This is a genomic window from Pseudomonas sp. BRM28, from assembly GCF_002939405.1.
Taxonomy (GTDB): Bacteria; Pseudomonadota; Gammaproteobacteria; order Pseudomonadales; family Pseudomonadaceae; genus Aquipseudomonas; species Aquipseudomonas palmensis.
Genome location: NZ_PEFV01000001.1, coordinates 2,262,595 through 2,285,607, shown reverse-complemented (window position 1 = coordinate 2,285,607; position 23,013 = coordinate 2,262,595). Strand labels below are relative to the sequence as shown.

24 protein-coding genes and 1 pseudogene are annotated in these 23,013 nt (G+C 65.7%); 10 read left to right on the top strand and 15 right to left on the bottom strand.

Annotated elements, in window-relative coordinates; all coding sequences use genetic code 11:
• Positions 1–90: 90 nt before the first annotated feature.
• The 3 genes from cysB to CR917_RS10950 form a co-directional block, all read right to left on the bottom strand.
• Complete coding sequence (cysB, locus tag CR917_RS10960) at positions 91–1,065, bottom strand: HTH-type transcriptional regulator CysB (protein WP_043863083.1); 975 nt, start codon at positions 1,063–1,065, stop codon at positions 91–93.
• 124 nt (positions 1,066–1,189) lie between these two features.
• Positions 1,190–1,687 (bottom strand): universal stress protein, encoded by a 498-nt coding sequence (locus tag CR917_RS10955; RefSeq protein WP_043863084.1) that lies wholly within the window; start codon positions 1,685–1,687, stop codon positions 1,190–1,192.
• Between the two features lie 91 nt (positions 1,688–1,778).
• Complete coding sequence (locus tag CR917_RS10950) at positions 1,779–2,687, bottom strand: 5'-nucleotidase (RefSeq protein ID WP_043863085.1); 909 nt, start codon at positions 2,685–2,687, stop codon at positions 1,779–1,781.
• A 283-nt stretch (positions 2,688–2,970) separates the two neighbouring features.
• On the opposite strand from CR917_RS10950, the gene CR917_RS10945 reads away from it, so the two are divergent.
• Positions 2,971–4,047 carry a 3-deoxy-7-phosphoheptulonate synthase gene (locus tag CR917_RS10945; RefSeq protein ID WP_043863086.1) on the top strand — a complete coding sequence of 359 codons (1,077 nt, stop codon included), beginning with the start codon at positions 2,971–2,973 and terminating at the stop codon, positions 4,045–4,047.
• 64 nt (positions 4,048–4,111) lie between these two features.
• Here CR917_RS10945 and CR917_RS10940 read toward each other — a convergent pair whose 3' ends face one another.
• Complete coding sequence (locus tag CR917_RS10940; protein WP_043863087.1) at positions 4,112–4,393, bottom strand: GNAT family N-acetyltransferase; 282 nt, start codon at positions 4,391–4,393, stop codon at positions 4,112–4,114.
• A gap of 509 nt (positions 4,394–4,902) precedes the next feature.
• Here CR917_RS10940 and oprI point away from each other — a divergent pair.
• Complete coding sequence (oprI, locus tag CR917_RS10935) at positions 4,903–5,154, top strand: outer membrane lipoprotei OprI (protein ID WP_037058464.1); 252 nt, start codon at positions 4,903–4,905, stop codon at positions 5,152–5,154.
• Positions 5,155–5,276: 122 nt separating this feature from the next.
• Here the strand turns inward: oprI and CR917_RS10930 are convergent, their stop codons facing one another.
• The 3 genes from CR917_RS10930 to CR917_RS10920 form a co-directional block, all read right to left on the bottom strand.
• Positions 5,277–6,248 (bottom strand): L,D-transpeptidase family protein, encoded by a 972-nt coding sequence (locus tag CR917_RS10930; RefSeq protein WP_043863088.1) that lies wholly within the window; start codon positions 6,246–6,248, stop codon positions 5,277–5,279.
• 113 nt (positions 6,249–6,361) lie between these two features.
• On the bottom strand, positions 6,362–6,649 hold the full coding sequence (locus CR917_RS10925) for a hypothetical protein (protein ID WP_043863089.1): 288 nt from the start codon (positions 6,647–6,649) through the stop codon (positions 6,362–6,364).
• Positions 6,650–6,705: 56 nt separating this feature from the next.
• A complete protein-coding gene (locus CR917_RS10920) occupies positions 6,706–7,311 on the bottom strand; it encodes an arylesterase (RefSeq protein ID WP_043863090.1) in 606 nt (201 codons plus the stop codon).
• Between the two features lie 10 nt (positions 7,312–7,321).
• On the opposite strand from CR917_RS10920, the gene CR917_RS10915 reads away from it, so the two are divergent.
• Genes CR917_RS10915 through greB form a run of 3 tightly spaced genes read left to right on the top strand, consistent with a single transcriptional unit; the run spans position 7,322 to position 11,047 of the window.
• The gene (locus CR917_RS10915; protein WP_043863091.1) at positions 7,322–8,005 is read left to right on the top strand and encodes an ABC transporter ATP-binding protein; all 684 of its coding nucleotides are present in this window, start codon (positions 7,322–7,324) and stop codon (positions 8,003–8,005) included.
• Complete coding sequence (locus CR917_RS10910; RefSeq protein WP_104572276.1) at positions 8,006–10,513, top strand: ABC transporter permease; 2,508 nt, start codon at positions 8,006–8,008, stop codon at positions 10,511–10,513.
• 36 nt (positions 10,514–10,549) lie between these two features.
• The gene (gene greB / locus CR917_RS10905; RefSeq protein WP_043863093.1) at positions 10,550–11,047 is read left to right on the top strand and encodes a transcription elongation factor GreB; all 498 of its coding nucleotides are present in this window, start codon (positions 10,550–10,552) and stop codon (positions 11,045–11,047) included.
• Between the two features lie 4 nt (positions 11,048–11,051).
• On the opposite strand, the gene CR917_RS10900 is transcribed toward greB, so the two are convergent.
• The 3 genes from CR917_RS10900 to CR917_RS10890 form a co-directional block, all read right to left on the bottom strand.
• Entirely contained in the window at positions 11,052–11,360 is a 309-nt protein-coding gene (locus tag CR917_RS10900) for a hypothetical protein (RefSeq protein ID WP_100634712.1), read from the bottom strand.
• 361 nt (positions 11,361–11,721) lie between these two features.
• A complete protein-coding gene (locus CR917_RS10895) occupies positions 11,722–12,153 on the bottom strand; it encodes a DoxX family protein (protein ID WP_043863095.1) in 432 nt (143 codons plus the stop codon).
• Positions 12,154–12,259: 106 nt separating this feature from the next.
• Entirely contained in the window at positions 12,260–13,681 is a 1,422-nt protein-coding gene (locus CR917_RS10890; protein WP_043863096.1) for a transglycosylase SLT domain-containing protein, read from the bottom strand.
• Between the two features lie 164 nt (positions 13,682–13,845).
• Here CR917_RS10890 and CR917_RS10885 point away from each other — a divergent pair, with 164 nt between their 5' ends.
• The 4 genes and pseudogenes from CR917_RS10885 (at position 13,846) to CR917_RS10875 (ending at position 16,508) form a co-directional block, all read left to right on the top strand.
• On the top strand, positions 13,846–14,652 hold the full coding sequence (locus tag CR917_RS10885) for a TatD family hydrolase (protein WP_043863097.1): 807 nt from the start codon (positions 13,846–13,848) through the stop codon (positions 14,650–14,652).
• A gap of 86 nt (positions 14,653–14,738) precedes the next feature.
• Positions 14,739–15,302, top strand: a pseudogene (locus CR917_RS28060) (methyl-accepting chemotaxis protein); the annotation flags it as partial.
• 366 nt (positions 15,303–15,668) lie between these two features.
• A complete protein-coding gene (locus tag CR917_RS28055; RefSeq protein WP_371917320.1) occupies positions 15,669–16,217 on the top strand; it encodes a methyl-accepting chemotaxis protein in 549 nt (182 codons plus the stop codon).
• 84 nt (positions 16,218–16,301) lie between these two features.
• Positions 16,302–16,508 (top strand): hypothetical protein, encoded by a 207-nt coding sequence (locus CR917_RS10875; RefSeq protein WP_052504289.1) that lies wholly within the window; start codon positions 16,302–16,304, stop codon positions 16,506–16,508.
• Position 16,509: 1 nt separating this feature from the next.
• On the opposite strand, the gene CR917_RS10870 is transcribed toward CR917_RS10875, so the two are convergent.
• The 3 genes from CR917_RS10870 to CR917_RS10860 all read right to left on the bottom strand — a co-directional run bounded on the left by CR917_RS10870 (position 16,510) and on the right by CR917_RS10860 (position 18,458).
• A complete protein-coding gene (locus CR917_RS10870) occupies positions 16,510–17,313 on the bottom strand; it encodes an acyl-CoA thioesterase II (protein ID WP_043863099.1) in 804 nt (267 codons plus the stop codon).
• A gap of 84 nt (positions 17,314–17,397) precedes the next feature.
• Positions 17,398–18,165 (bottom strand): CHAD domain-containing protein, encoded by a 768-nt coding sequence (locus CR917_RS10865; protein WP_104572275.1) that lies wholly within the window; start codon positions 18,163–18,165, stop codon positions 17,398–17,400.
• Positions 18,166–18,179: 14 nt separating this feature from the next.
• Positions 18,180–18,458 (bottom strand): hypothetical protein, encoded by a 279-nt coding sequence (locus tag CR917_RS10860; protein WP_043863101.1) that lies wholly within the window; start codon positions 18,456–18,458, stop codon positions 18,180–18,182.
• 160 nt (positions 18,459–18,618) lie between these two features.
• Here CR917_RS10860 and CR917_RS10855 point away from each other — a divergent pair, with 160 nt between their 5' ends.
• Positions 18,619–19,638, top strand: coding sequence for a patatin-like phospholipase family protein (locus CR917_RS10855; protein WP_043863102.1), 1,020 nt, complete (start codon positions 18,619–18,621; stop codon positions 19,636–19,638).
• Between the two features lie 16 nt (positions 19,639–19,654).
• Here the strand turns inward: CR917_RS10855 and CR917_RS10850 are convergent, their stop codons facing one another.
• Together CR917_RS10850 and CR917_RS10845 are read right to left on the bottom strand one after the other, a co-directional pair.
• Entirely contained in the window at positions 19,655–20,353 is a 699-nt protein-coding gene (locus tag CR917_RS10850; RefSeq protein ID WP_043863103.1) for a response regulator, read from the bottom strand.
• Entirely contained in the window at positions 20,350–23,004 is a 2,655-nt protein-coding gene (locus tag CR917_RS10845) for a sensor histidine kinase KdpD (protein ID WP_043863104.1), read from the bottom strand. Before CR917_RS10845 ends, CR917_RS10850 begins: the two co-directional genes overlap by 4 nt.
• Positions 23,005–23,013 lie beyond the last annotated feature (9 nt).

Genomic DNA, 23,013 nt, shown 5'->3' with positions numbered 1-23,013 from the left:
GCGGCCAGTGGCTGGGCTACCTGCTCGCGGGGCTATCTGCAGGAGCGCCTTCAGGCCACCGTGCTGGCGGCCTGAAGGCACTGCAAGGGCTTAGTGCACTGGCAGTTCGACGCCAGCGAACAGCTCTTCGAGTTCCTGCTTGTTGTGGCACTGGATGGCCTTGGCCATGACTTCGCGGGTCAGGTGGGGCGCGAACTTCTCGATGAAGTCGCACATGAAACCACGCAGGAAGGTGCCACGACGGAAACCGATCTTGGTGATGCTGGACTCGAACAGCTCACTGGCATCGAGCACCACCAGGTCGTTGTCGAGCTTGGTGTCCACCGCCATCTTGGCCACGATGCCCACGCCCAGGCCCAGGCGCACGTAAGTCTTGATCACGTCGGCATCGGCCGCGGTGAACACCACCTTGGGGGTCAGGCCGCGATGGCTGAAGGCTTCGTCGAGCTTGGAGCGACCAGTGAAGCCGAACACATAGGTCACGATCGGGTATTCGGCCAACGCCTCCAGGGTGAGCTTGGGCAGCTTGGTCAGGGGGTGACCCTGCGGCACCACCACGCAACGATTCCAGCGGTAGCACGGCATCATCACCAGATCACCGAACAGCTCCAGGGCCTCGGTGGCGATGGCGAAGTCGACGGTACCGTCAGCCGCCATCTCGGCGATCTGCATCGGCGAGCCCTGGTGCATGTGCAGCGCCACTTCAGGGTATTGCTTGATGAACGAACTGATCACCGGCGGCAGGGCGTAGCGTGCCTGGGTGTGGGTGGTGGCGATCGACAGGGTGCCCTTTTTCTCGTTGGAGAATTCCTGGGCGATCTGCTTGATGCTCTCGACCTTGCGCAGAATCTCGCCAGCGGTGGTGATGATGCGCTCACCTGCCGGGGTCACGCGGGTCAGGTGCTTGCCGCTGCGGGCGAACACTTCCACACCCAGCTCGTCTTCCAACAGGCGAATCTGCTTGCTGATCCCCGGCTGGGAGGTATACAGGCTCTGCGCTGTCGCGGAGACGTTGAGGTCGTGGTGCGCCACTTCCCAGATGTAGCGCAATTGTTGAAGCTTCATAGGTATCCCTCAAATCAACTGGGCGTCACCGGCAGCAGCGACGAGTTATAACTATATTAGTGGTTTGAAGAATAAATCTAGAACTATTTCTTCAGCTTTCTTACAACGTCCTACACCGCCTCCCCTATGACTTGCGCCGCCCCAGGTACTGCGCCAGGGGCACCATGTACACAGGCACGGGCGACAGCTGCAGGACGCGAACCGCCGTGCGCCCCAAGGGGATCTCGCTACCGGCGCCCTGGCTGTGGCTGCCGACGATCAGCAGGTCGACGCTCAGGCGCTGGGCCTGCTCCAGGATCACGTCGGCCGGGTCGCCCTGGCGTACCCGCACCGCGCGGATCAGCGCCAGGTCCTCCTTCTCGCCCAGTTCATCCTGAAAGTTCTCCAGCACCCGCTGTTCGATGTTCGCCATCACGGTATTGAGCGCCCGGCCGCGCATATGGGACAGGGTATGTTCATCAAGGTAGCTTTCCAGCAGCGATTCGGCGAACTGGCCCATCGGTTCCACGGCATGGACCACGTACAGTTCGGCGCTGAAGCTGCGTGCCAGCGCCAGCGCGTGTTGCATGACATAAGGGGAGTAACAACCGAGGTCGGTGGCACACAGCATCGAACGGATCATTTGACCTCCTAGCTGCCGATACGGCAGGGCAAGGTTCAGCTTAGCAGCGCCAAAACGACGCGCAGAGCCGTCCGGCGCCCTGCCAGGCGGCCTAGCCGGGGGTACGTTCGTTGCTGATGCCGTGGGGCACATGGCCGGTGGCGACCACTGCACTGGCGCGTTCGCAGTGCCCTGCCTGGTCGTCGAAGAACACATCGGCCGCGAACGCCTCGAGAAACGCCGACTTGTCCAGGCCGCCGAGAAACAGCGACTCGTCCAGGCGAATGTCCCATTCGCGCAAGGTGCGGATGACCCGCTCGTGGGCCGGCGCCGAGCGCGCCGTCACCAGTGCGGTGCGAATCGGACAAGCGCCACTGGGGAACTCTTTCTGCAGCACGTTGAGCGCCGCCAGGAAGGCCTTGAACGGCCCGCCGCGCAGCGGCTCGCGGGCCGACTCGCGCTCGCTGGCCTGGAACGCCTCCAGGCCGCCGAGCTGATAGACGCGTTCGGACTCGTCGGAAAACACCACTGCATCGCCATCGAAGGCGATACGCAGCTCCGCGCTGGCCGCACGTCGCGCCCCGCCGGAAAGGATGGTGGCAGCGGCAAAGCCGGCGTCCAGTGCGCGGCGCACATCTTCTGCATCGGTGGACAGAAACAGGTGGCAACCAAAGGCGGCCAGGTACGGATACGGACTGCGCCCGCCAACAAAGGCTGCCCGCGAGATACCCAGGCCATAATGCTCGATGGAATTGAACACCCGCAGCCCGGTGTCGGCGCTGTTGCGTGACACCAGCACCACCTCGACCCGGGCCTGGCCGAGGCTGGCGTTGAGGCCCAGCAGCTTTTCCACCAACGGGAACGCATCACCCGGTTGCAGGTATTCGTCTTCGTGCTCGATCTGGTACTGGCGGTAGGCTTCGACCCCCTCGGCCAGGAACAGCCGATGGCTCTCGCTGAGGTCGAACAGTGCCCGTGATGAAATGGCTACCACCAGTTTGTCGCCAAGGCCTTTGCTCATCGCCGCTCTGCTCCGCACTGCCCTGCATCGGGCGCCATAAGGTCAAACAATCGACACACTATCAGGCCGGGCGCTGCCGCCCGCAACCTGCGAGCGTGTCGGGTGACGGCACTTTTGATCAGAAAACCCCATACCAATGGGCCAAAGCGGCAGGAAAGCGGGCCCTGCCCATTGTCGAATCACGGTGTAACGCGCTAAGGTTCGGCACCCCGCCGCGTTCAATCATGCTGCTCCGCCGCGCGGGTAGCTGGCGGCCGGCACCCGTGACCTGACGAGTAACACGATGGCTGATTTACCGATCGACGACCTTAACGTTGCCTCCAACGAGACCTTGATCACCCCCGATCAGCTCAAGAAGGACATTCCACTCAGCGCCACCGCCCTGCAGACCGTGACCGCGGGCCGCGAAGTGGTACGCAATATCCTCGACGGCAAGGACCACCGCCTGTTCGTGGTGATCGGCCCCTGCTCGATCCATGACCTCAAGGCCGCACACGAATACGCCGAGCGTCTGAAGGTGCTGGCCGCCGAAGTCGCCGACACCCTGTACCTGGTGATGCGTGTGTATTTCGAGAAGCCGCGCACCACGGTGGGCTGGAAGGGCCTGATCAACGACCCGTACCTGGATGACTCGTTCAAGATCCAGGACGGCCTGCACATCGGTCGCCAGCTGCTGCTGGATCTGGCGGAAATGGGCCTGCCCACCGCCACCGAAGCCCTCGACCCGATCTCCCCGCAGTACCTGCAGGACCTGATCAGCTGGTCGGCGATCGGCGCGCGCACCACCGAATCCCAGACCCACCGCGAGATGGCCTCGGGCCTGTCTTCGGCCGTCGGCTTCAAGAACGGTACGGACGGCGGCCTGACCGTGGCGATCAACGCACTGCAATCGGTTTCCAGCCCGCACCGTTTCCTGGGCATCAACCAGGAAGGTGGCGTATCCATCGTCACCACCAAGGGCAACGCCTACGGTCACGTGGTGCTGCGCGGCGGCAACGGCAAGCCCAACTATGATTCGGTCAGCGTCGCCCTGTGCGAGCAGGCCCTGGCCAAGGCCAGGATCAAGCCGAACATCATGGTCGACTGCAGCCACGCCAATTCCAACAAGGACCCGGCCCTGCAACCGCTGGTGATGGACAACGTGGCCAACCAGATCCTCGAAGGCAACGAGTCGATTATCGGCCTGATGGTCGAAAGCCACCTCAACTGGGGCTGCCAGGCCATCCCCAAGGACCTTGCCGAACTGCAGTACGGCGTGTCGATCACCGATGCCTGCATCGACTGGGAAGCCACCGAAAAGTCCGTGCGCAGCATGCGCGCCAAGCTCAAGGACGTGTTGCCCAAGCGCAACCGCGGCTGAAAGCCATCAACGAAAACGCCGGGCAATGCCCGGCGTTTTCGTTTTCAACAGGGTGTCAGCAGTCTCAGGCCTTGTTGGAATGCTTTTGATGACGTTCCATGTAGCGCTCGACATAGGAGCACGAGGGGATCACGGTGTAGCCCATGTCCTCGGCATAGGCGAGGGCCTTTTCGGTCAGCGCCGCAGCGATGCCTCGCCCACGCAGCGCATTGGGCACGAACGTGCGGTAGATATCCAATGTCTGCTTACCCAGGTCCATGTAGGTCAGGTAGGCACGATGACCGTCCACATTGGTCTCGAACTGATGACCAGCCTGGTCATGGTGGATGGACAACGCCTCGCTCATCACTACTCCTCGCGGGTCTTCTCGTCAGACCCTTACCTTACCGATGTTTGTCCGGCGAAGGAACCTCTACGCCACCCCGTGCCCGTTTGGACAGCGAGAACAGCCTGGTTGTTCTCTGGCAACTGAGCACCCACAAATAGTAGGCGCCCAGTGCACAGATGCTCAAGGTACTTGATCGTAAAAAACCTGCACTTGCAGCATGCGAACACGGCAGCGAGCCACACTGCCAACAGTAGCCGGATGATGTAGTGGTAAGACGAACAATGACACTTGGAGTCACTTTTAGTTCACTACAAAGACGCATTTACAGCGGTGTTTCAGCGCCGCTACAAAAGCGCCTGCATTCTTTTCACACCCCCGCCGGGGCGGCCTGCGCAACCGCGCAATTTTTTTCCGGTTCTTGCGCTCGGTCAGTTTACTTACTACAAGTAATGGGTACTATGTACGCCGGCCAGTTTCTCTTTGTTGAGAGATGGCTCTTTAATAGAAAGTCCTTGAAGGGGAACACGATGAACAACGTTCTGAAATTCTCTGCTCTGGCTCTGGCCGCAGTACTGGCCACCGGTTGCAGCAGCGTCTCCAAAGAAACCGAAGCCCGTCTGACTGCAACCGAAGACGCAGCAGCCCGTGCACAAGCTCGTGCCGATGAAGCCTACCGCAAGGCTGATGACGCTCTGGCCGCCGCTCAGAAAGCTCAGCAAACTGCTGACGAAGCTAACGAGCGCGCTCTGCGTATGCTGGAAAAAGCCAGCCGCAAGTAATAATCCCTCGGGATTGTTAAAAAGCCGACCCACCTGTGGGTCGGCTTTTTTATTGCCTGCAGAACCGTCCTGCGCATACGACGAGGCCCGCATGAAGCGGGCCTCGTGCAAACACAAGCGGGTTACTGCATTTCGAGCGGAACGCTCGATACCATCGGCGCACTGGCGTCACCCGGCACCGCGATCTCTACCGGGATACCATCTTCGGCCGCCACCACGTCACGCACCATGTCCCAGTTCATGCGCAGGTTGTTGGCCAGGTCTTCGCGCTTGAGCAGGGCATTGATCACTGCCGTGTGCTTGTCGACCACCGACGGGTCGCCCTTGTCATCCAGCGGAGTATGCGCCTCGAGGTAGACCTTGCCACCACTGAGGCCGAACTTGTACGGCTCGTTGATGATACGCACCGAAGTCCCCACCGGGGCCATGCTCGCCAGTTGCAGCACGTTGTTGTTGAGCATGCGGAAACAGCCATGGCTGGTACGCATGCCGATGCCGAACTTCTTGTTGGAACCGTGGATCAGGTAGCCCGGTACGCCCAGGGTGAACTTGAACGGGCCCAGCGGGTTGTCCGGGCCGGCCGGCACCACGTTGGGCAACGGATCACCGTCGGCGGCGTGCTCGGCCTTGATCGAGGCCGGTGGGGTCCAGGTCGGGTTCGGCGTCTTGGCCGTGACCTTGGTGTTGGCAATAGGCGAACCCCAGCCTTCGCGGCCGATGCCCAGCGGGAAGGTGTGCACCACGTTCTCGCCTTTGGGGTAGTAGTACAGGCGGTATTCGGCAAGGTTGATCACGATGCCTTCGCGCGGGCCCGGCGGCAGGATGAAACGGGTCGGCAGCACGATCTCGGTGCCGGCGCCTGGCAGCCAGGGGTCCACGCCCGGGTTGGCCGCGACCATCTCCAGGTAGCCCAGGTCGTTGGCGGTACCGATGTCGGCGAAGGTGTCCTCATACTTGGCCTTGATCACCTGGACCTGGCCGATGACATCCTCGCCCGGCGGCGGCAGGGGGAACTCCAGAGCGGCAACAGGGCCCGCCGCCAGCAGGGCGGCCAGGGACAGGCAACGGGTGACGGCGGGAAAGCGCGGCAACATCCGGGAAATCCTTCGCTAATTCAGGTGGGTCAAGCGGGCAATTGTACACCGCCCCCTGCGGGATCGGGAGGCATCCGGGCACAGAACCCTTGCCAAACGTAAAAGATCCGACGTCAGGCCTGCAGCTCGGGCCATACCGGACGCGTGCCGCGCCGCTGCGCCTCGAGGATCGCCCGGCACAGGCGGCACAGGCGCTGGTCACGGTAGATGCTGCGTTCCACACCCGACCAGCGCGGTTGCGCCGGCAACAGGGTGCCACACAGGGTACGGTCGACGGAGCCGCCCAGTTCGAGTTGGCGGGCGATCAGGTGGACGCGACTCTCCTGGCAGGCGAACAGGTCAAGCTGTTCGTCAGGCTCGATCAATTGATAGGCATACAGGGACCAGGCGGGACGCGGCATCGGGGGCTCCAAATCGGGGGCGCAACATTAGCCGAAAGCCGATCAGTATAAAAGCGTCAAAGCAGCGGTTTTATTGATGGCCAGGCATTTTCCAGCAACTGCGCCTGGGCGCCCTGCCCCGGATGGATGCCATCGGCCTGCATCAGCTCGGGCACGCCACCTACCCCTTCGAGAAAGAACGGCACCAGCGGCACGTCCTTTTCCTTGCCAAGATCGGCATACACCTGTGCGAACGCATCGGTGTAGCGCTTGCCATAGTTGGGTGGCAGGCGCATGCCCAGCAGCAGCACCCTGGCACCGGCATCACGGGAGCGATCGATCATCGAGGCAAGATTTTGTTGCAATTGCGCCGGTGCCTGCCCGCGCAGCCCGTCATTGCCGCCCAGCTCCACCACCACCAGGCTGGGCTTGTGCTCTGCAAGCAGCGCAGGCAGCCGCGCCTGGCCCCCGGCACTGGTGTCACCACTGATCGAGGCATTGACCACCTTGTCATCGAAACCCTCGGCCTTGAGCCGCTGTTCGAGCAGGGCAACCCACCCCTGACGGGTATCCAGGCCAAAAGCGGCACTGATACTATCCCCAACGATCAACACCGTTCCTGCCGATGCGCCCTGGGCCATGCACAGCAAGGCCAGGCCTGCACTCAATAACCACACTCGCATTGGATTCTCCATGGGCCCCAGCATCTTGACTGCGCGCAACCTTAGCAAAGTGGTCCCCAGCGCGGAAGGCGACCTGACCATCCTGCACGAACTGAGCCTGGAATTGAAACAGGGCGACAGCCTGGCCATTGTCGGCGCCTCCGGCTCGGGCAAGTCCACCCTGCTCGGCCTGCTGGCCGGCCTCGACCTGCCCAGTGCAGGCTCGGTGACACTGGCCGGGCACGACCTGGGCCCGCTCGACGAAGACCAGCGCGCCCAGGTCCGCGCCGAGCATGTCGGCTTCGTGTTCCAGTCGTTCCAGCTGCTCGACAGCCTCAATGCCCTTGAGAACGTGATGCTGCCCCTGGAGCTGGACGGACGCCGCGATGCCCGCGAACACGCCCGCAGCCTGCTCGAACGGGTCGGCCTGGGCCAGCGCCTGAGCCATTCGCCACGCCAGTTGTCCGGCGGCGAGCAGCAGCGGGTGGCAATTGCCCGCGCCTTTGCCGCCGAGCCTGCGGTGCTGTTCGCCGACGAGCCCACCGGCAACCTCGACAGCCACACCGGTGAACGCATCAGCGACCTGCTGTTCGAACTGAACAAGGAACGCGGCACCACCCTCGTCCTGGTCACCCACGATGAACGCCTGGCGCACCGCTGCGGCCGGCTGATTCGCCTGGAAGCCGGCCACCTGGTCACCCCGCTGGAGCCCTAGATGGCACACCTGTCGTTTCTGCGCCTGCCGAGCCTGGCGTTGCGTCAACTGATGCGCGATGCACGCGCCGGCGAACTGCGCGTGCTGTTCTTCGCCCTGCTGGTGGCCGTGGCCGCCAGCACCGCCATCGGCTACTTCGGCGCCCGCCTGAACGGCGCCATGCTGCTGCGTGCCACCGAGTTCCTTGGCGCCGACCTGGTGCTGCAGGGCAGCGCCCCGGCCACCCCGGAACAGATCCGCAACGGCGAGCAGCTGGGCCTGGCCCATGCGAAAGTGGTCGAGTTCTCCAGCGTGATCGCCACCGACAACGGCATCCAGCTCTCCAGTGTCAAGGCTGCCGGCACGGGTTACCCGCTGCGCGGGGAGCTGCGCAGTGCCGCCGAGGCCTACGGGCCGGAGGTGGCCGGCGGTGGTCCGGCGCCGGGCGAAGCATGGGTCGAGTCGCGCCTGCTGGCGGCGCTGAACCTCAAGATCGGTGACAGCGTCGACGTGGGCATGAAGACCCTGCGCCTGAGCCGCGTGCTGACCTATGAGCCGGACCGCGCCGGCAACTTCTACAGCCTCACCCCGCGGGTGCTGATGAACCTCGCCGACCTGGATGCCACCGGCGTGGTGCAGCCCGGCAGCCGGGTCACCTACCGCGACCTGTGGCGCGGCGAGCCCCAGGCCCTGGCAAGCTACACCCAGGCTACCAAGGCGGGTCTTGCCGCCCACCAGCAACTGCGCGACTCGCGTGACGGCAACCAGCAGATCGGCGGTGCACTGGGCAAGGCCGAACGCTACCTGAACATGGCCAGCCTGGTGGCGGTGCTGCTGGCCGGCGTGGCCGTGGCGCTGTCGGCCAGCCGTTTTGCCATGCGCCGCTTCGATGCCAGCGCCCTGCTGCGCTGCCTGGGCCTGTCCCGACGCCAGGCGCTGAGCCTGTTCTGCCTGCAACTGGCGATTTTGGGCAGCGTGGCAGCCCTGGGGGGCGCACTGCTCGGCTGGCTGGCGCAACTGGGCCTGTTCGCCCTGCTGCAGGGCCTGCTGCCTTCGCAGGTGCCGCCAGGTGGCATCGCCCCGGCCCTGGCCGGGATCGCCACCGGGCTGGTGGCGCTGGCCGGCTTCGCCCTGCCGCCATTGGCAGCGCTGGGCCGGGTGCCGCCGCTGCGGGTACTGCGCCGCGACCTGCTGCCGGTGCCGGCAAGCAGCTGGCTGGTGTATGGCGCAGCGCTGTTGGCCCTGGGCCTCATCATGTGGCGCCTGAGCCTGGACCTGCTGCTGACCTTCGCCCTGCTCGGCGGCGGTCTGGTGGCCGCGCTGGTACTGGGCGGTCTGCTGCTGCTCGGCCTGCGCAGCCTGCGTCGGCTGCTGGCCGGCGCCCCGCTGGCCTGGCGCCTGGGCCTGGGGCAACTGCTCAAGCATCCGCTGGCGGCGGCAGGCCAGTCGCTGGCCTTCGGCATGATCCTGCTGGCCATGGCCCTGATCGCCCTGCTGCGCACCGAGCTGCTCGACACCTGGCAGAACCAGCTGCCCAAGGATGCTCCCAACTATTTCGTGCTCAACATCCTGCCGGACGACAAGGACACCTTCGCCCAGCGCCTGAACGAATTCTCGGTCCATGCCGCGCCGTTGTTCCCGGTGATTCCCGGGCGCCTGACGCTCATCAATGGCGAGCCGGTGCGCGAGATCGTCAGCAAGGAATCCACCGGTGACCGCGCCGTCCAGCGCGACCTGAGCCTGACCTGGGCCGCCGACCTGCCCCAGGGCAACACCTTGAGCGCCGGCCAGTGGTGGCAGGCGCAACCGGCTGCCGATGCCTTGCCCGGCGTGTCGGTGGAGGCGCAGCTGGCCGAGAGCCTCAAGCTCAAGCTGGGCGACACCCTGACCTTCAGCATCGGTGGCCTGGAGCGCCAGGTACAGGTCAGCAGCCTGCGCACGGTCAACTGGGACAGCTTCCAGCCCAACTTCTACATGATCTTCCAGCCCGGCACCCTGCAGGACCTGCCGACCACCTATCTCACCAGCTTCTACCTGGCCCCAGGCCACGACCAGCAGGTGGTGGCCCTGTCGCGAGCGTTCCCGGCAGCCACCATCCTGCAGGTCGATGCGCTGCTGGAGCAGTTGCGCAGCATCCTGGCCCAGGTGACCCTGGCGGTACAGTATGTGCTGCTGTTCGTGCTGGCGGCGGGCCTGGCCGTGTTGTTCGCCGGGCTGCAGGCCACCCTGGACGAGCGCATCCACCAGGGTGCGCTGCTGCGGGCACTGGGCGCCAGCCGCAGCCTGCTGGTCAAGGCCCGGCGCATCGAGTTCGGCCTGCTGGGCGCCGCCAGCGGCCTGCTCGCGGCGCTGGGCACCGAACTGATCAGCCTGCTGCTGTACCGCTACGCATTCGACCTGCACTGGAGCCCGCACCCGTGGCTGCTGCTGTTGCCGGTGATCGGTGCGTTGCTGGTGGGGGGTGCGGGGGTATTCGGCACGCGCCGGGCGCTCAATGCCAGCCCGCTGACAGTGCTTCGCGAGGGCTGATAGACTCGGCGGCTACCTACCCGAGCCTGGAAGCCCATGAGCCGATACCGCCCGCCCCGCACTGCCGGCACCGCACTGATCACCCCACAGGGCGAGGCGCGCATGCGCGCCGAGCTGCATGAACTGTGGCATGTGCGCAGGCCCCAGGTGACCCAGTCGGTCAGTGAGGCAGCAGCGCAAGGTGACCGTTCGGAAAACGCCGAGTACACCTACGGCAAGAAGATGCTGCGCGAAATCGACAGCCGCGTGCGCTTCCTGACCAAGCGCCTGGAAAACCTGAAAGTGGTGAGCGAACGGCCCAGCGACCCGAACAAGGTGTACTTCGGGGCCTGGGTCACGGTCGAGAACGAAGACGGCGAACAATCGCGCTACCGCATCGTCGGGCCCGACGAGCTGGACTTGAAACTGGGCCTGATCAGCATCGATTCGCCCCTGGCCCGCGCCCTGATCGGCAAGGCGCTGGACGCTGAAGTGCGGGTGCAGACACCGACTGGCGAACAGACGGTGTACATCGTCGAGATCGAGTACCCCTGAGCGATCAGGCGCGGGTGATCAAGCCCTGGCGGGCGACGCGGGTCAGGTGGTGGATCACTTCGGCGGCATCGGCCCTCGAGGGCGCCTGCACCACGGCCAGGTCGAAACGGTCGTTGCCGAACCGGGCGAGGGTTTCGCAGGAGTCGGCGAACTGGATCAGGAACGCCGTGGCACGGCCTTTGGGGCGGGGCCAGCCATCGAGGTAGCGCAGCAGGGTCGGCTGGTGTTTGCCGCTCAGCAGAATGCGCGGCGTGCGAGTCGCCTGGCTGGTAGGGAGAGGGGTGAGGCAAACGCTGGTACGTGGGCAACTCATGGTGTACTTCTCTGTGCCTCGCAGATCCCGCTGGGCTGCGGTGCGAGGCGTCACCGAACCAGCGCTTTAGCGGTATTCGGACGACCTGCTGGTGGTCTTCCTGCGCCCCGCAAGTAGCTGTTTAAATCGGCGCAAGCCAGCATCCTAGAGAAGCGCCGGCCCGGCTGTCAACAATGCCATCGTCTGATAAACGACCCGGACGCCGGAAAAACAAGCGAGTTTCTCGCATTCGACGGCGACGCCGGTTCCTGCACCTGTCGGTGCCCCTGAAGGCGCCTGCGTTGCCGCAGAAGCAAGCAGCCGGGTCGGGCACAAAAAAGGGCTTGCAATGCAGGCCCTTTTTTTGCCACAACGCCAAGGCTCACTTGGCGATCATGCGGTCCACCGACGCCCTACCCGCCCCTTCCACCAGTACCGCAATCGCGCCACCCAGCAGCGCCAGGGCGAACTCATAGCCGTTGTTGGCCATGAACAGACCGTTGCCGATGTGCACCGAGAAAATCGCCACCAGCAGCAACCCCACCAGCGCCAGGGCCGCCGGGCGTGCCAGCAGGCCGATGACCAGTGCCAGCCCGCCGAAGAACTCGGCCCCACCGGACAGCGCCGCCATCAGTGTCGGCGGGGTCAGCCCCAGGCTTTCCATGTACTGCGCGGTGCCTGCCAGCCCGCCGCCACCAAACAGGCCGAACAGCTTCTGCGAGCCATGGGCCATGAAGATGATGCCGATGAAGATGCGCAGTACGGTAATGCCCCAGCCGGCGCGGGTGAACAATACGGAGTTGATGGCGTTCATGCTGTCTTCCTTAAGCGATGCAGGTGTGTGGTAGAGGTCGCCATCTTAATCATATTTTCAAATGTTAAAATCGCGATTATCTGCACATACAAATCGTAATTTTCGATTACTTGCGTGAGGCCACTTTTCGTCCCCGGGCTTCCAGCGCGTCGCGTTCGCGGTCGAATGCCAGAAAGTACTTGTTGACGCTATTAACATAGCTGACCGGCCCCATTCCCACCTGCTCGAGCGCCACACGCTCTACCTGAAAGAACCACTGGTTGGGGTTCAGGCCGCGTCGCCGCGCCTCGGCCCGCATGGCCTGAACCCGCTCCGGCCCCAGGTTGTAGCCGGCCAGCACGAACGCCATGCGCTCGCGTTCGTTGAGCTGGTTGCTGGAAAAGAACTTGCGCCGGATCAGTGCCAGGTAGCGCGCGCTGGCCTGTACATTGCCATCGACATTGGCGATATCGCTGATCCCCACCCGCTGCGCCGCACCGGGGGTGATCTGCATCAGCCCATGGGCGCCACCTGCGCCCCTGGCCGCCGGGTCGAGGGCCGACTCCTTGAACGCCAGTGCCGCCAGGTTCAGCCAATCCAGGTTCTGGGCCTGGGCGTGACGCTGCAGCACCGGCCGCAGTTTTTCCAGGCGCTGGCGGTTGGCCTGGGCCAGCGGGTAATGCACCTTGTACAGGCGCCGGTAGATACGCTCGAACGCCACATCCTGATCGGCCGGGGCGTGATACCCCTTGAGGAAGCGATCGACACTGGCGTGCAGCATCGCCGCGTCGCGGCGCACGTACCAATGCATCGCCTCGGGCTGGGCCAACTGCACCTTGCGCTGCACCAGCAGCTTGGGCATCACCTGCGCCCAGCGCCGGGCAATCGGCTGTTCGACCACGGTCAGGTGGAAGATGCCGGCCTGCACCATTTCCAGCACATCCTCCACCGCAAGGCTGGGGTCCGCCCATTCCACCTTGAGCGGCGCCAGCTTGCGCAGGGCCAGGCGCTGGTTGATTTCGTGGAGGGTATCGCCTGCCGCACTCGAACTGGTCAGGGTCACGGTGCGGCCGGCAAGCTGCTCGACGCGCTGGTAGGTCCGTTCGCCCTTGCGCCCCACCAGCACCAGCGGCACATTCTCCAGCACCGGGTCGCTGGCCATCACCCCGCGGGTGGAACTCAAATCGATCAGCTCGCCGGGCGCCACCAGATCGCCCTCGCCACGCTGCAATGCGCCGATCAACTGGTCCTTGGCCTTGGGGATGATCTTCAGGCGGATCTGCTGACCGTCACGGGCACGCCCGTTGAGATAGTGCTCGAAGGCGATCAACCGATGGTATTCGATGCCCACCGGCTGGCCCTTGACCTCGCCGGAGCTGTTGCGGCTCTGGTTGACCAGCACGCGCAACACCCGGCTTTCACGGATCTGCGCCAGGTCGCGCACCTTGGCCGCAGGCACCGCCTGCTGCGGGCCGGGCAGGCGTGCGTGGGCCGGGCCGGCGCACAGCAGGCCCACACACAGCAAAAAAAGCCAAAGTGATCGCGTCATCCGGTCTCCGGCAAAGGGCCGCGATTGAGTATTTGACGCCATAATGAGCGGTCGGTCCGTGACAATTGACCGCAAAAGACCGCGACAACTTCTTGAAGTTCTTGGCGTTATTGGTATTTTTCGGCGCTGCCAAGCGCTTTTGCCGCACAACCTGAGGTAGCACCATGCAACTCATCGACATCGGCGTCAATCTGACCAACCCAAGTTTCGACGGCAAGCACGAGGCCATCTTGCAGCGTGCCGAGGCCGCCGGGGTGCATCAGATGCTGGTGACCGGTACCAGCCTGGCCGGCAGCGAAGCCGCGCTACACCTGTGCGAGCAACTCGACCCGCAGGCCCGGCGCCTGTTCAGCACGGCCGGTGTACACCCCCACGATGCCAGCAGCTGGAACAGCGACACCGCGCGCCATCTGCGCGCGCTGCTCGAACAGCCACGGGTGCACGCGGTGGGTGAATGCGGGCTGGACTTCAACCGCGACTTCTCGCCGCGCCCGCAACAGGAAAAGGCCCTGGAAGAACAACTGGCGCTGGCGGTGCAGCTGCAGATGCCGGTGTTTCTGCACGAGCGTGATGCCAACGAACGCCTGTTGCAGATTCTCAAGGACTACCGCGACCGCCTGCCCGCCGCCGTGGTGCACTGCTTTACCGGCGAGCGCAGCGCCCTGTTCAGCTACCTGGACCTGGACCTGCACATCGGCATCACCGGCTGGATCTGCGACGAACGTCGCGGTACCCACCTGCACCCGCTGGTTGCCAGCATCCCCACTGGCCGCCTGATGCTGGAGAGCGACGCCCCCTACCTGCTGCCCCGGACCCTGCGCCCCAAACCCAAAAGCGGTCGAAACGAACCGGCCTACCTGCCCGAAGTGCTGCGCGAAGTGGCCCTGCACCGGGGCGAGACACCCGAGCAGGTGGCTGCGCACACCAGCGACTGCGCCCGGCGCTTCTTCGGGCTCCCCGACATAGTTTGACGCATATCAAGATTTGTCTTTGAATTGGCTGGCACACTGATGGCACCTTGCCAAATTGTTTCCGCTCAATCAGAGAAGACCTATCCATGGGTGCCTGGCTCAGCAATATCTCACTGAAGTACAAGTTCTGGGCGGTGAACGCAGTCGCCTTCGTCACAACCCTGTTCGTGGTGCTGTATGCGGTGCACCTGGAAACCCGCGCCAGGGCCGAGACGGCCCAGGCCCGGGTGCAATCCGAAGCCCGCCTGCTGGCCGCCTGGCCCGCCGGCCAGGCCTTGCCGCAGAACGCCACCTGGGTCAGCTTCACACCCGGGCAGGCGCCCACCTTCGATGGCCAGGCGTTGCCGGCCCTGGCCACTGCCCAGGGCTGGGTCGAGCTGAACGGCATGCCGCTGCTGGGCAGCGACCCGCTGATCGGCGCGCAGGTCATCCAGCGCGATGGCCAGCAGATCGCGGTACTGGCCCAGGCCCCGAGCATGGCGCAGGTGTTCACCGACCGCTTCGTCAACTATGCGGTGTGCGTACTGATCCTGATGCTGGCCATGCTGTGCGCCTCGCAGTTGCTGATCCGCTTCCTGCTCAGCCAGCTCAACATCCTCAAGGACGTGATGCTGCACGTCGAGAAGACCGGTGACCTGTCGGCACGGGTGCCGCTGTCCTGCGGCGACGAGATCGGCCAGATGGCCAGCGCCTTCAACGCCATGCAGACCACCTACCACCGCGTGGTCAACACCGTGGCGCGAACCGCCGCGCAGCTGGATGCCGGCGCCGCGCGCCTGGCCGCCAGCATGAACGAGGTGCGCCACGGCATGCTCGGCCAGCAGAGCGAAACCGACCAGGCCGCCACCGCCATCAACGAAATGACCGCCACCGTCTACCACATCGCCCAGCATGCCGGCGCCACACGCGACCTGTCGCAAAGCGCCGACACCCTGGCCGGCAGCGGCAAGGACGTGGTCAGCCGCGTGCAGTCGTCGATCTCGGGGCTCTCCACCGGCGTGCAGCAGACAGCCGAGATGATTCGTCAACTGGCCGAGGACAGCCAGAAGATCAACAGCGTGGTCGGGGTGATTCACAGCATCGCCGAACAGACCAACCTGCTGGCCCTCAACGCGGCGATCGAGGCGGCCCGTGCCGGCGACCTGGGCCGCGGTTTCGCGGTGGTGGCGGACGAGGTGCGCAACCTGGCCAAGCGCGTGCAGAGCTCCACCGATGAAATCACCACCATGGTCTCTGCCCTGCAGGCCGGCACCCGCGATGCGGTGGAGTTCATGACCGAGAGCTCGTTCAAGGCCGACGACTGCGTCAAGCAGGCCCAGGAAGCCGGCGAGGCTCTGGCGGAGATCACCGGCGCGGTGGCGCAGATGCGCGAGAGCAATACCCAGATCGCCGTGGCGGCCGAACAGCAGAGCCAGGTGGCCGAAGAGATGAACCGCGCAGTGGTGAGCATCCGCGACGTGACCGAAGAGACCGTGCAGCAGACCGTCGACTCGGCCACCACCAGCAGCGAACTGGCCACCCTGGCCGGCGAGCTGAACAAGGCCATCGGTCAACTCAAGCTATAAACCCGATAGCCGCGCGCAATTGGCCCCCTGGCGGGGGCCAAACTACGCTTGGGTTATCCGTTTTGCACCTTGAGGAGAACCGTGATGAACAAGCACCTGTTTCACCTGCCCCACTGGCATCACGCCCCTCGTACCCCCACCAACATCGCGCTGCAGCTGATTGCACTGCCGCTGCTGGCCATCGGCGCGCTGCTGGTCTTGAGCGGCGCGCTCGACGCCGACCTGGGCACCCTGGCCGTCGGCGTCATCGGCCTGCTGGCCGGTGTGGCGGTGGAGCGCCAGCGCCAGTGATTCAGGCGAACACGGTCACCGTCTGGCGGCTGATGGCAAGCAAATCACCGGCTCCGTTCCACAAGGCGGCCGCCACATGGCCATAGCCGTCACGCGCATAGTCGATCTGGGCGCAGTACTGGCACCAGTCCAAGGTGGTCAGGCTGGCCACCGGCTGCACGAACTCGATGGTCCAGGTCAGGGTGCTGCCGGCAGCGGGCTTGCTCAGGTGCGGCATCAACGCCGGTGGCCAGGCATCGACCAGCGCCAGCAGGTGGGCTTCGGTCACCGGCTCCTCGACCACATCCTCACCGCGCAGGCGCACCCAGCCGCCCATTTCGCGTGACCGGCTACCGCTGAACGGCAAGCCGCCAATGCCCCAGCGCATGGCCAGGTGGCGAATGAACTCGGGGGTCACGCCCTTGATGAAGGGCAACTCGGGGCTGGACTCGGCAAGGCTTTTCATCGGCACCGGCGCCAGCCCTGACACCTGCACCACCGAATCGCGCCCGGCACCGAAACTGCCCTGTACCAGGGTCACCACCTGGCCATTCTGTACCGCGCGCCCCAGCAGCGAACTGACCGCCTTGCCGTCACGCAACAGCTCCACCTCGAAACTGATCGGCACCCCAGGCTCGGCCGGCCCTACGAAGGTGATGGCCAGCGAGCGCACCGGACGGTCCGGGGCGACCTTGGCGTGCATGGCCTCGTACACCAGCGCCGCCATCAGCCCGCCGAAACAGGCACGCCCCTGGGCCCATTCGGCCGGGATGGTCACCGCCTGGGGCTGCAGGCGCACGGCGGTGAGCAGTTGGGAAAAATTCATCGGGACCTCGACCAGTGGGCAAATGTGGCGATGTTAACCAGCCGCCGCGCCGCGCACAGGCCGCATTTGCGCCAAACACGCGACTTATCGACGTTGGATTTCGCTCAGCAGCGTCTCCAGCGTGCGGTCGGCACGTTGTTCGGCCGCCGCCTGTTGCATCTGCCAGTGCGCCACGCAGGGCGCCAGGCCAGGCTGCTGCTCGGCCTGCAACAGCCACTGCAACAGGTCGTGCCAGTCGCCCAGATCGCCCTGGGCGCGCTTGAGCCCGCGGCGCAGGGCCGGGCGCAGGCGTTCGAGCTGTGGATAGGCCTCGGCGCCATAACGCACCCGCTTGATCAGCAGGCGCAGGCGGTGGCGGTCGTGCGCCGGGTCGTTCATGGCCGCCTGCAGGTTGCGCCACTGCTTGTGCAGGCGCTTGCCCACCCGCGCCTCCAGGCGGCGTACCAGGCCCTGGCGCTGGGCCGCGCGCAGGAACATCGGGAAGGCATCGATGATCGCCAGCAGCCGCGCAAGCTCGGCGCTGGCCGCCACCCGGGCAAAGGTGCGGGCCGGGTCGCCAAGCTGCTGGCGGGCCACCTCGGGCAGCCCGCGTTCGAGCAACTGCGCGGCCAGCACCTCGCGATCGCGCAGCGGCGTGGTCAGGCGCCCCAGCTCGGCGGCAGCATCCTCCAGCTTGTCCACCCCCGGCAGCCCGCGCAGGGGCCGCAGCAGGCTGCGCAGGCGACGCACGCTGGTACGCAGGTCATGCAGCGCCTCACTGTCGGTATTGGCCGCCAGGCGCGCCTGGCAGGCCAGCAGGCGCACGTGCAGGGTCAGCACCTGGGCGATCACATGGTCGAGCATTGCCGACATGGCCTGGTCCTCCCTCAGCGCCCGGCGCGCGATTCACGGATGTAGAAGCGTGCCTTCTCGGCCTTGTTGCTGCAGCCTTCGAAGGCTTCGAACTGCTGCTGGGTCTTGGCGCCGGTCAGCAGCGACAGGGCCTTGGAATAGCTGACCGTGCCGGCGAAGCCCTCGGCCTTGGCCAGGTCCAGCTCCTTCCAGGCCGAATCCAGCTGATTGGCGCAGCTGTCCCGGTACGCCGTCTTGCCGGCGCAGCCGCTCAGTACCAGGGCAATCAGGGGCAGGCAGATCCAGGCTTTCATCGGTGTTACCTCAAAAGGAAAATGTTCGGGGTGGCACTTCGACGGCACGCACGCTGAAAAGTGCCCTGCTCAGCGTAGCCCAGCGCTTGTCACGATTGAAGCACAGCCCTGAATGGGTGCATTGTTAGGCCCACGAGCAGAACAGCCGCAAGGAACGACCATGAGCAAACGCGTAGCACTGGTGCTGGGGTCGGGGGGCGCCCGAGGGTATGCACACATCGGCGTGATCGAGGAGCTGGAGCGGCGCGGCTACGACATCGCCTGCATTGCCGGCTGTTCGATGGGCGCGGTGATCGGCGGCATCTACGCCGCCGGCAAGCTCGACGAATACCGACGCTGGATCGAGAGCCTGGATTACCTGGATGTGCTGCGCCTGGTGGACGTGAGTTTCAGGCTGGGCGCGATTCGCGGCGAGAAGGTGTTCGGGCAGATCCGCAAGATCGTCGGCGAGGTCAACATAGAGAACCTGCGCATCCCCTACACCGCAGTGGCGGCCGACCTCACCAACCAGCAGGAGATCTGGTTCCAGGAAGGCTGCCTGCACCAGGCCATGCGCGCCTCGGCGGCGATCCCCAGCCTGTTCACCCCCGTGGTGCAGGGCAACCGCATGCTGGTCGATGGCGGCATCCTCAACCCGTTGCCGATCATCCCGGTGGTGTCCAGCCACTGCGACCTGATCGTGGCGGTGAACCTCAACTCCACCAACCAGAAGCATTACCAGTTGCCGGTGATCGAGCGGCCGGCGGCGTTCAAGTTGCGCTTCGACAACCTGATCAACTCGCTGGGCTCGCACCTGCCGTTCCGGCGCAAGGCCGCCGAAGGGCTGATCCGCATCGAGCAGGCGGCGCCCAACCCGTGGCTCAGCGATGCGGCCGAGCCCGAGGCGCAGCAGCCCTCGGCGGCGCCCGAGACTGACGGCGCGCCGAAATCGGCGGCCGGCTCGTTCATTGTCGACAACGTGGGCCCGGCTTCGCTGCTGGACCTGATCAACCAGAGCTTCGAGGTGATGCAGACGTCGCTGGCGCAGTACAAGATCGCCGGCTACCCGCCGGATGTACTGATCAACGTGCCCAAGCGGGTGTGCCGGTTCTTCGAGTTCTACAAGGCGCCGGAGCTGATCGCGCTGGGACGCGAGATTGCACGCGATACGCTGGACAACTATGAGGCCGAAAGGCGCTAGGCCGGCGAAGAGGCCCTCAAGCCTGCTCCGGCCCGATCAACCGATACCCCACCCCCGGCTCGGTCACGATGAACCGCGGCGCCGTCGGGTCGTCCCCCAGTTTCTGCCGCACATGCGCCACCACGATGCGCAGGTAGTGGCTGTCCTCCACATGGGTGGGGCCCCAGATATCCTTGAGCAACTGCTGCTGGGTGATCACCCGCCCCGGGTGACGCGCCAGTTGCGCCAGCAACGCATACTCCTTGCGGGTCAGCGCCACCTCCTCGCCCGCCAGCGTCACGCGCCGGTAGGCAAGGTCCACGGTCAACGGGCCGAAGCGCGGTGCCGACTCTTCGGCCACCGCCTGGGGCACCTGGCGCAGCAATGCGCGCACCCGCGCCAGAAACTCCTGGATGCCGAACGGCTTGGTCACGTAGTCATTGGCCCCGCCGTCCAGCGCCTCGACCTTCTGCACTTCGCTGGCCCGCACCGACAAGACCAGCACCGGCACCTGGCTCCATTCGCGCAGTTCGCGCAACACCTGCTGCCCGTCCATGTCGGGCAACCCCAGGTCGAGCACCACCAGCTCCGGCCGACCCAGCGCCGCCTGGCTCAGGCCCTCGGCACCGGTGCCCGCCTCCAGCACCTTGTAGCCCTGCGAGCCAAGGCTGATGCGCAGGAACTTGCGGATCTGCGGTTCGTCGTCGATGACCAGCACGGTCGCGGTCTGGCTCATGGGGTCTCGCTGTCCAGTTCAGGTTGGGCCGGAAGCGGCAAGCATAGTGTGATGCAGGTGCCACGGCCATCGATGCCGTCCTCTACACGGATCTGCCCGCCATGGGCGCCGATCATGCCCTGGCAGATCGCCAGCCCCAGCCCCGTGCCCTGCCCGCCCCGGTCCCCGCGCGCAGCGGTGTAGAACATGTCGAAGATGCGCGCCCGGTCCTGCGGCGCAATCCCCGGGCCCTCGTCGGCGACGGCCAGGCACAGCTGCTCGCCTTCCACACTCACCCGCAGTTCGAGGCGCCCGTGGGCCGGCGAGAAGCGCGCCGCGTTCTCCAGCACATTGATCAGGGCCTGCTCGATCAGTGCGGCATGCACGAACAGCAGCGGCAGCTCTGCCGGCACCTCGGTGCGCAACTGCAACGGGGCCAGCACCACGCGCAGGCGGCTCAGGGCGCTGCCGACGATGTCGGTCGGCGCCACCCAGTCCCGCGCGAGCTTGAGCCCGCCATGCCCCAGGCGGGTCATGTCGAGCAGGTTCTGGATGTATCGGTCCAGGCGCTCGGCCTCGTCGCGGGTGCCTTCGAGCAGCTCGCGACGGTCGTGCTGACTGATTGCCTCACCCAGTGCCAGCAGGCTGTCGATGCTGCCGCGCATGGCAGTCAACGGGGTGCGCAGGTCGTGGGACACCGAGGCCAGCAAGGCACTGCGCAACTGTTCGGTTTCGCCGTGCAGGCGCGCCGCCTCCAGCTGATCGGCCAGCCGCGCCCGGGCCAGGGCCTGGGCCAATGGCTGGCTGAGGGCCTTGAGCAGGCGCCGGCGCTGGGCCGTCAGCACCTGGCCCTCGCGCGGGCGTACGCCCAGCAGGGCCAGCGGGCCTTCCTCCACCGACAGCGGCCACCACCACCAGCGCCCGTTGGGCAAGGTGTCGCTGCCAAGGCCGGCGGCCTGGTCATGCTGCCAGGCCCAGTCGGCGGCCGCCCGCTCGGTGTCGTTGAACTGCAGGGCACCGCCGCTGGCCACCTGCAGGCGACCTTCGGCATCGCGTTCGAGCAGGCACATCTGCACGTCCGTCCAGCCCTCCAGGTGGTGGCTGGCGGCATTGAACACCGCCTGGCGGTCGGTGGCTGCGGTCAGCCGGCGGGTCAGGTCCAGCAATTGGCCGGTCTGCTCCTGGGTTTCGCGCAGCGCCTGCAACTGACGCCGCTGGCGCGCCGCCAGGTTGCCGGTCAGGGCGGCCATCAGCAGAAAGAACACCAGGGTCAGCACGTCCTCCTCGCGCTGGATGCTCAGCGAGAAATTCGGCGGTATGAACAGAAAATCGTAGGCCAGAAACGACAGCGCGGCGCACACCAGCGCCGGGCCCAAGCTGCTGCGCACCGCCACCAGCAGCACTGCTGCCAGAAACACCAGCGAGATGTTGGGCAGCGCCAGCACCCCGGCCACGCCCCAGGCCAGTGCACTGGCCAGCACGGTGGCAAGCAGCGCCAGCAGGTAGTGGCGCCAGGCCCAGGCTCGCGCCACCGGCGCGCTGACCGGTTCTGGCTGTGCGTCGCGGTCGAGCACGTTGATTTCCAGCCCGTGGGCCTCGCGCAACAGGCGCGCCGCCACACCGGCACCGAACCAGCGCCGACGCAGCCGATCACGCGACTGGCCCACCAGCACCAGGCTCGCACGCCGCTCCAGCGCATGCTGGATCAAGGTGTTGGCCACCTCGCCGGCGCGCAGCACCACCACTTCGCCGCCCAGCCGCTCGGCCAGCTGCTGGGCGGCCTGCAGGCGCTGGCGTGCGGTTTCGTCGCGCAGGCGGCCGTTGTCCACGTGCACCAGGCTCCAGGGCAGGTGGCGGCGCTGTGCCACGCGGCTGGCATGACGTACCAGGCGCTCGGCCTGGGCATCGCCATCCACCCCCACCAGCAGGCGCCCACGCAGCGCCGGCGCATCCTGGCCCAGGCTGCGGTAGCCGTGGGCGAGGTCCGCATCGACCTGGGCGGCGGCGGTCTGCATCGCCAGCTCGCGCAGGGCCGTCAGGTTGGTCTGGGTGAAGAACGCATCGATCGCCGCCCGCGCCTGCTCCGGCACGTACACCTTGCCGTCGCGCAGGCGTTCGAGCAGCTCGCGCGGCGGCAGGTCGATCAGCACCAGTTCGAAGGCTTCCTGCAGCACCCAGTCGGGCAGCGTTTCGCGCACCTGCACGCCGGTGATGCCGCGCACATGGTCATTGAGGCTTTCCAGGTGCTGCACGTTGACCGTGGTGTACACGTCGATACCGGCCGACAGCAGCTCCTGCACGTCCTGCCAACGCTTGGCGTGGCGGCTGCCGGGTGCGTTGCTGTGGGCCAGCTCGTCCACCAGCGCCAGTTGCGGGGCGGCCTTGAGCAGGCCGTCCAGGTCCATTTCCTCCAACTGCACGCCACGGTACTCGGAGCGCACCAGCGGCTGTTGCGGCAAACCGCCCAGCAGCGCCTCGGTTTCGCTGCGCCCATGGGTTTCGACGATGCCCGCCAGCACCCTCACCCCCTGGCGCAACTGCGCATGGGCCGCCTGCAGCATGGCGTAGGTCTTGCCTACGCCGGGCGCTGCGCCCAGGAACACCTTGAGCCGGCCTCGCCCCTCGCGCGGCAACTCGGCCAACAACGCATCGGCGCGTTCAGAATCACTCATGGTCGACAC

Excerpts from the sequence above, each read along its gene's own strand:
- CR917_RS10910 (WP_104572276.1), top strand. The coding sequence starts at position 8,006 with ATGGCACACCTGTCGTTTCTGCGCCTGCCGAGCCTGGCGTTGCGTCAA.
- CR917_RS10920 (WP_043863090.1), bottom strand. The coding sequence starts at position 7,311 with ATGCGAGTGTGGTTATTGAGTGCAGGCCTGGCCTTGCTGTGCATGGCC.
- CR917_RS10845 (WP_043863104.1), bottom strand. The coding sequence starts at position 23,004 with ATGAGTGATTCTGAACGCGCCGATGCGTTGTTGGCCGAGTTGCCGCGC.
- CR917_RS10895 (WP_043863095.1), bottom strand. The coding sequence starts at position 12,153 with ATGAACGCCATCAACTCCGTATTGTTCACCCGCGCCGGCTGGGGCATT.
- CR917_RS10915 (WP_043863091.1), top strand. The coding sequence starts at position 7,322 with ATGGGCCCCAGCATCTTGACTGCGCGCAACCTTAGCAAAGTGGTCCCC.
- CR917_RS10955 (WP_043863084.1), bottom strand. The coding sequence starts at position 1,687 with ATGATCCGTTCGATGCTGTGTGCCACCGACCTCGGTTGTTACTCCCCT.
- CR917_RS28055 (WP_371917320.1), top strand. The coding sequence starts at position 15,669 with ATGATTCGTCAACTGGCCGAGGACAGCCAGAAGATCAACAGCGTGGTC.
- CR917_RS10855 (WP_043863102.1), top strand. The coding sequence starts at position 18,619 with ATGAGCAAACGCGTAGCACTGGTGCTGGGGTCGGGGGGCGCCCGAGGG.
- CR917_RS10900 (WP_100634712.1), bottom strand. The coding sequence starts at position 11,360 with ATGAGTTGCCCACGTACCAGCGTTTGCCTCACCCCTCTCCCTACCAGC.
- CR917_RS10860 (WP_043863101.1), bottom strand. The coding sequence starts at position 18,458 with ATGAAAGCCTGGATCTGCCTGCCCCTGATTGCCCTGGTACTGAGCGGC.
- CR917_RS10940 (WP_043863087.1), bottom strand. The coding sequence starts at position 4,393 with ATGAGCGAGGCGTTGTCCATCCACCATGACCAGGCTGGTCATCAGTTC.
- CR917_RS10850 (WP_043863103.1), bottom strand. The coding sequence starts at position 20,353 with ATGAGCCAGACCGCGACCGTGCTGGTCATCGACGACGAACCGCAGATC.
- CR917_RS10930 (WP_043863088.1), bottom strand. The coding sequence starts at position 6,248 with ATGTTGCCGCGCTTTCCCGCCGTCACCCGTTGCCTGTCCCTGGCCGCC.
- CR917_RS10890 (WP_043863096.1), bottom strand. The coding sequence starts at position 13,681 with ATGACGCGATCACTTTGGCTTTTTTTGCTGTGTGTGGGCCTGCTGTGC.
- CR917_RS10945 (WP_043863086.1), top strand. The coding sequence starts at position 2,971 with ATGGCTGATTTACCGATCGACGACCTTAACGTTGCCTCCAACGAGACC.
- CR917_RS10875 (WP_052504289.1), top strand. The coding sequence starts at position 16,302 with ATGAACAAGCACCTGTTTCACCTGCCCCACTGGCATCACGCCCCTCGT.
- CR917_RS10870 (WP_043863099.1), bottom strand. The coding sequence starts at position 17,313 with ATGAATTTTTCCCAACTGCTCACCGCCGTGCGCCTGCAGCCCCAGGCG.
- greB (WP_043863093.1), top strand. The coding sequence starts at position 10,550 with ATGAGCCGATACCGCCCGCCCCGCACTGCCGGCACCGCACTGATCACC.
- CR917_RS10865 (WP_104572275.1), bottom strand. The coding sequence starts at position 18,165 with ATGTCGGCAATGCTCGACCATGTGATCGCCCAGGTGCTGACCCTGCAC.
- CR917_RS10885 (WP_043863097.1), top strand. The coding sequence starts at position 13,846 with ATGCAACTCATCGACATCGGCGTCAATCTGACCAACCCAAGTTTCGAC.
- cysB (WP_043863083.1), bottom strand. The coding sequence starts at position 1,065 with ATGAAGCTTCAACAATTGCGCTACATCTGGGAAGTGGCGCACCACGAC.
- CR917_RS10925 (WP_043863089.1), bottom strand. The coding sequence starts at position 6,649 with ATGCCGCGTCCCGCCTGGTCCCTGTATGCCTATCAATTGATCGAGCCT.
- oprI (WP_037058464.1), top strand. The coding sequence starts at position 4,903 with ATGAACAACGTTCTGAAATTCTCTGCTCTGGCTCTGGCCGCAGTACTG.
- CR917_RS10950 (WP_043863085.1), bottom strand. The coding sequence starts at position 2,687 with ATGAGCAAAGGCCTTGGCGACAAACTGGTGGTAGCCATTTCATCACGG.